The 5,668-nt window shown below is 43.6% G+C and carries 6 protein-coding genes; 4 read left to right on the forward strand and 2 right to left on the reverse strand.

Annotated elements, in window-relative coordinates:
* Together ppsA and HZC12_07215 are read right to left on the reverse strand one after the other, a co-directional pair.
* On the reverse strand, positions 1-1,630 hold a 1,630-nt coding region (gene ppsA, locus HZC12_07210; GenBank protein MBI5026502.1), incomplete at its 3' end, for a phosphoenolpyruvate synthase.
* A 16-nt stretch (positions 1,631-1,646) separates the two neighbouring features.
* Positions 1,647-2,528, reverse strand: a complete 882-nt coding sequence (locus HZC12_07215; GenBank protein MBI5026503.1) for a kinase/pyrophosphorylase — start codon at positions 2,526-2,528, stop codon at positions 1,647-1,649.
* Positions 2,529-2,919: 391 nt separating this feature from the next.
* Between HZC12_07215 and HZC12_07220 the strand changes: the two genes are divergently transcribed.
* The 4 genes from HZC12_07220 to HZC12_07235 are packed head-to-tail and all read left to right on the forward strand — an operon-like array spanning position 2,920 to position 5,503.
* Complete coding sequence (locus tag HZC12_07220) at positions 2,920-3,402, forward strand: CBS domain-containing protein (protein MBI5026504.1); 483 nt, start codon at positions 2,920-2,922, stop codon at positions 3,400-3,402.
* Positions 3,399-4,169: a methyltransferase domain-containing protein gene (locus HZC12_07225; GenBank protein MBI5026505.1), complete on the forward strand. Its 771-nt coding sequence runs from the start codon at positions 3,399-3,401 to the stop codon at positions 4,167-4,169. Before HZC12_07220 ends, HZC12_07225 begins: the two co-directional genes overlap by 4 nt.
* Positions 4,170-4,181: 12 nt before the next feature.
* Positions 4,182-4,919, forward strand: a complete 738-nt coding sequence (locus HZC12_07230) for a DMT family transporter (protein ID MBI5026506.1) — start codon at positions 4,182-4,184, stop codon at positions 4,917-4,919.
* Positions 4,920-4,921: 2 nt separating this feature from the next.
* Positions 4,922-5,503, forward strand: a complete 582-nt coding sequence (locus HZC12_07235; GenBank protein ID MBI5026507.1) for a pyridoxamine 5'-phosphate oxidase family protein — start codon at positions 4,922-4,924, stop codon at positions 5,501-5,503.
* Positions 5,504-5,668 lie beyond the last annotated feature (165 nt).

Here is a 5,668-nt window from a genome sequence, read left to right on the forward strand (position 1 = left end):
TGTAAACCACAGGACGTGGAAAGAACGCCTCAGCCACCTCACTGATACCGCGGGAAAAGGTATCTACCATCATCTGCTCTCCGCCTTCCTCGATAAGCAGTCTCGGGTGTTTCCCGATTTCGAGCATCATATGTTCTGCCCTGAGGAGGCCAACACCGTCTGCATTTGTCTCCTGGGCAACCTTTTTCGCAATCTCAGGAACAGACAGATTAACATACACCCTGGTAGCTGTGATGGCCTGCGCCGATACATCAAGGAGTGCCGGGCTGGGCTTTGCCGCCTCTTTTTCAACCATTGCACCCTTAAATACAAGACCTCTCTGCCCTTCTACGGTCACTATCTCACCGCCCTTTAAGACCTTTGTGGCATTCTCTGTGCCGACTACGCAAGGTATTCCAAGCTCACGGCTAACAATAGCAGCATGGCAGGTCTTGCCTCCCAAATCAGTAACAATAGCAGAGGCCTTTTTCATTACTGTAACCCAATCAGGGGTAGTCATCTCAGTAACCAGGACTTCGCCTTCATGAAAACCTGAAATCTCCTTGACATCCAATATGACCTTCACCTCTCCACTCCCCTGCCCTGGGCTAACACCCAGACCTCGAACAAGGATTTCCTGTTCCATAAGCCCTCTCTCCTCCCTCTTTTTTATTCCTACCATGTGAACTGTCTCAGGCCTTGCCTGGAGTATGAAAAGACGGCCAGCTCTATCTATAGCCCATTCAATGTCCTGTGCGACTCCATAGTGATTCTCTATCTGGACGCCATACTGCGCCAGTCGGACGATTGCTTCATCCGTCAGTGCCTGTCTGTCCTGCATACCTTTAGGAACCATAGCCCATCTGGTGCCGCCCTTTTCATCGTATACAATCTGTTTTTCCTTCTTGAAGACCTTTCTATCAAGGATGCGGAAGGTTCCTTTTTCCACGACATATTCATCTGGTGTAATCTTGCCGCTTACGATGGCTTCGCCAAGCCCCCAGGAGGCATCTATAACTATCTTATCCCTCTCACCCGTTACAGGCTCTAAGGTGAACGTGACCCCTGAAGCCTGCGAATCAATCATCTCTTGAACAGCCACGCTGATGAGTACCTGGTCGTGGGCAAACCCCTTTTCTCTTCGGTAGACAATGGCCCTTGGCGTGAAAAGGGAGCTCCAGCACTGCTGAACCCCCTTTAAGAGTGTTTTTCGTGTCACGTTCAGAAACGTATCCTGCTGGCCAGCAAAACTTGCGTCTGGCAGGTCCTCAGCCGTTGCTGAAGACCTTACAGCCACTGCTACAGTCTTCTTGCCAAGCAGTTTACAGAGACCTTCGTATGCCTTTAGGATTGCATCCCTTATCTCGTTGGGCATTGAAAGGCTCTCAATATGCGTCCTGATTCGTTGTGAGACCTCCTGGATCGATCCCAGATCATCCATATTTATATCGGCCAAAAGGGCATCAATCTTTTCATTTGCACGGTTTTTTTCTAAAAACACCTGATAGGCATATGCTGAAATGGCAAAACCATCTGGGACGGGCACGCCAATCTTTCCGTAGAGTTCTCCGAGATTGGCACATTTCCCTCCCACAAGCGGGATGTCTTCTTTGCCCAGGTCTTTAAACCATAACACAAGATTGTGCTTCACAAAATATCACCCCCTTTCACGATTTGCGACCTAACATTTCCTCTCTACCCTCCATTATCCTGTTAGCGATCTCCTCTATAGAACTATTCGTGACATCTAAAATCTGAAGTCCCTTTATCTGATTGAATATCCGATAGCTGTATTCCAACTCTTCTCTAATATGGGTTATATCCGCATAATCGATGGACGCCGCGTACTTAAGTCTCCTTTGCCTGATAAAGGCGAGCCTCTCTGGAGCGATAGTAAAGCCTATCTTCTGGGTCTTCGGCAGAAAGACCTTATCTGGTGGTTTTACACCAAGGATAATGGGCACATTGGCCACCTTTAAACCATAGTTACAGGAAAGATAAAGACTGGTAGGGGTTTTGGAGGTTCTCGAGACGCCAAGTATGATAAGATTTGCCTTCTCCAGGGTCTCCAGGCCCTGTCCATCATCGTGCTTCAGGGTAAAATCAATTGATTCAGCAAGGCGAATCGACTCTTCCCCGATTCCCCTTAAAAGACCTGGCTCCAGTATAGGAATCAGGTCCCACAGCCTTCTTATCCGGTCAAGGATTGGGCCAAGGAGGTCGATGGTAAAGATATCCATTTTTCGTTTTTCCTTGCGAATCCACAACCTTAGTTCCTGTGAGACAAGGGAGTAGATGACAATGCCCTGTACCGCATTAGCCTGGTTCAGAATCGCCTTGACCTGTTCCTTGGTCCTGATATAGGGGAATTTCTTGAAGACCGGTTTTATATCCTTAAACTGCACCAGGACCGCATTTATCACCATTTCAGCCGTCGTTCCTGTTGCGTCAGAAACGATAAATATATGTACCTTCTTTTTTGGCAGACTCATAGGTTTTGGGGCAGGGAGGGTGCCCCTGGCATCTCCAATCTGGTGGCAAATTTGCATTGAGGTCTCTTTATTTAAAAGATACTGCATTCTTTCTGAATTTTCAACAAATTTGTACTTTTTTTGATGTTACTATTAACTTGTTCATCTAATTCTGAAGATAGTCTACGACTCGTAGAGAGAATAGCCTAAATGTGACATTTCAAAATGGTAACAGCAGAAAGAGAATATTTTTCTTGACACATAAATAAAAACTATCTATACTTCAACCATGTTTTATAATCTGCTGATAGCAAATAGGCTTCTTAAGCAGGCATGGCATTTAAACGCCGTGGCTGGAGGGGGATTCTATTAGTTTTTAGCAGAAGATAATTAAGAATAACTCAAAGGCCACGGAATAAAAAACCGTGGCCTTTTTATTTTGTAAAATTATGCTGTAAAGGAGGACTTTATGCGGGTGTCTGAGATAATGCGCAAATGCAATCCAACAAGTAAGGAAACATCAATCAGAGAAGCTGAAAGGCTTTTTAAACTTCATGGCGTAAAGATACTCCCTGTTACAAACGGCAATAAGCTGATTGGTGTGGTCACAAGGGGAGATATTGCAAGGGCGCTTCCATCAGACGCTACCACTTTAAGCAAATGGGAGATCGGCTACTGGCTTGATGAAATAAAAGTTACGGAATTCATGAAAAAGCCTGTGACTGTATCACCTGATATAGAACTATTCGAAATTGTCGAGGTTGCAAGAGATAAGGGTTTTTACAACTTTCCGGTTGTGGAAAATGGCAGTCTTTTAGGGATGATTTACGAGGAAGATATTTTTAAAGCTCTTGCTGATGAGGCAAAAAGACCGGCTATAAGAATAGAAGTTAATGTAAAAGGGCAACGGTCGTCATTCTTAAAAAGACTTGGAATTGGAGGTTTATCATGAGATGGGATGCAGAAAAATATGATTCCACAAAAGCACCGCAGATTGATGTGGGGAAAGAGTTGATTACTATGGCTCAGGTGCGTGATACCGATTCCATACTTGATATTGGCTGCGGAACCGGAAAGCTTACTGTTGAACTTGCAAGGCTGGCATCAAAGGGTAGCGTAACTGGTATTGATTCCTCTCAGGAGATGCTTGCAAAGGCAAGAACAATTTCCGATAAAGTTAAGAACATTTCCTTTATGCAAATCCCTGCTCAATCGATGAACTTTAGTGAAATATTTGACCTTGTGTTCTCTAACTCAACTTTGCAGTGGATAAAAGAGCAGCAGGATGTGATGGAGTTAGTCTATCAATCATTGAAAAATGGCGGCAGAATTGCCTTTCAGCTCCCGGCAAAAAAATTCTGCAGAGAGTTCTTTAATTATATCAATAATTCAATAGCTCTACTGGATTTAGAAAAGTATTATACTAACTGGATGTCGCCATGGTATTTCCCGATAAAGGAAGCATATGTATCTTTGTTGAAAGGTGTAGGATTCAGCAAAATTGAAGTTTTATATAAAGATTATAGACTTGTTTTTGAAAGCATAAACGAAGTCCTTGAATGGTGGTCTTCGGCAGGGCTAAGGCCATATCTGGCAGCATTGCCCGAAAAAGAACAAGAATACTTTAAATATGCCTTTGCGATGAGTTTTGAGAATAACAAGACAGAGAAGGGCATTGAGTTTAGTTTCAAAAGGCTCTTTGCCTTTGCAGAGAAATAATACAAACGCAAAATGAATTCAGCCAAAAATAAAACCAGGCTATTTACATTTCTGATAATCCTTTCCATGACACTCTGGGGTGGGGCGTGGGTATCGGCAAAGGCTATTGCCACGAGCCTGCCCTCTGAGATATTGGCATTCTGGAGATTCTTTATCAATTTTATTACTTTCATACCACTGTTGTTTTTCCTGAAAGGACCATTAAAGGTGAATAAATCTGCCCTCATATATATACTTCTGGGATCAGCTTTTATGGGGCTTTATCTTTATCTGTTTTTCTGGGAGCTTAACCCTCATAATCTCTTTATGACCGGGAATATCTATTTCGTAATATGTGCCATTCTTTGGGCGCTCATCACCATCTGTAGCCAGAAGGCTGGAAACATGGTATCTCCACTGGTCTTCAGTGTATTTGCCTATGCCTTCTGTTCTATACTTTTCTTCTTCCTTGCCCTTCCCTACGGGCTATCGGCTGTCTTTAATCAAGGCCTGTTTTTCTGGCTGAATATTCTTTATCTGGGGGTTATCGCCAGCACCTTTGCTACCACCATCTATTTCTTTGCCTCTAGCCGTTTAAGCTCATACAGGGCAAGTTCTTTTATCTTCCTCGTACCCTTTAGCGCGGTTACTTTAAGTTGGATATTTTTAGGGGAGGTGCCTAAAATATCTACCATTGTGGGTGGATTGACCGCAATTATCTCTGTGTATCTGATAAATGTAAGAAAGAAGGAAGGCCGCGAAATACTTTAATTATGCGCAAATGGAAAAAAGAGATAAAGGACAAGGCGATTATTATTGATTTACTCAATACCTGCCATGTGGGCAGATTGGGGACTATAGATAAAGATGGTTATCCGATGGTGAAGCCGTTGAATTTTGCCTATAATCCCCCCTCACCCCCCTTTACTAAAGGGGGGCAGGGGGGATTTGGGAAGATTTATTTCCATACAGCAAAGGAAGGGGAAAAGATCGAGGACATTAAGAGGGACAATCGAGTCTGCTTCGAAGTAGATATGCCAATTGCCTATGTTAAGGGCAACGAAAACCCATGCAAGGCTGATTATCTTTACAGAAGTGTCATCATAAAAGGCAGAGCAACAATTATCGAAGACAGAGAAGAAAAGGTATTTGCCCTGAAATGTCTCATGGAGAAATATCAGCCAGAAGGAGGTTATGGCGATTTTCCTGAAGAAAAACTGCAGATAACTGGGATTGTCAGAATAGATATCGAGGAGGTGGTGGGCAAAGAAGACCTCGGCAAAGATAAGCTGAAAGAAGCTGCATTAAAGGCGCTGGCTGATAAGGTTCATTTGCCCATAGTGCTCGAAAGATAATCCTATGGCAGATAAAAAACGACTGGACATAGATCTCATCACATTTTTCGGCAGGACATATCAAGAATACATGGATATGTTCGGTCTTGATGAAAGCATACTCAGACGTGGACAGTATTGGATTGTCCGGCTGGATCATCGCCATCTTTATTATTCTTGAACTAC

Source organism: Nitrospirota bacterium (assembly GCA_016214385.1).
In the GTDB taxonomy this organism is placed as follows: Bacteria; Nitrospirota; Thermodesulfovibrionia; order UBA6902; family JACROP01; genus JACROP01.